This is a genomic window from Flagellimonas olearia, from assembly GCF_009184425.1.
GTDB lineage: Bacteria > Bacteroidota > Bacteroidia > Flavobacteriales > Flavobacteriaceae > Flagellimonas > Flagellimonas olearia.
The window spans coordinates 1-379 of sequence record NZ_WELG01000091.1 but is presented as its reverse complement, the minus strand read 5'-3'; the positions used below and the strand labels follow the sequence as shown (position 1 = coordinate 379).

Genomic DNA, 379 nt, shown 5'->3' with positions numbered 1-379 from the left:
TCACATCCGGATCGGACAATAGCCCCGCCAACTCTTCAAACCGGTCTGCAAGCTTATCGAGCTTGCCTTGCAATGACGCTTTCATAAATTCGCTTCCACGCTTCACGCAAATACGCCGCCCGGCGGGCGCACGCAAAAATTCGATACATCGAGAGAGTTCTTTGCGCTACGACTGGTCGTCGTCGAGCAGCAACTCACGAGCCAGCAACAGGGCTTCGGCGCGGCCATCCGCGGCCATTTTGCGCAAGGTCACGCTGGGGGAATGCAGCCACTTGTTCACCAGCGAATGCTGAAACCTGCGCAGCACCTGCTCCGCATCGCCACCATTGCGCAACTGCTGCAACGCTTTTTCCAGTTCGCTTTCCGCCATAGCCTTGCG

The 379-nt window shown here is 57.5% G+C and carries 1 protein-coding gene; it reads right to left on the bottom strand.

Going from position 1 to position 379, the window contains the following annotated elements:
• Positions 1–166: 166 nt before the first annotated feature.
• The coding region (locus tag F8C76_RS19330; protein ID WP_211372195.1) for a glutamyl-tRNA reductase at positions 167–379 on the bottom strand (213 nt) is incomplete at its 5' end.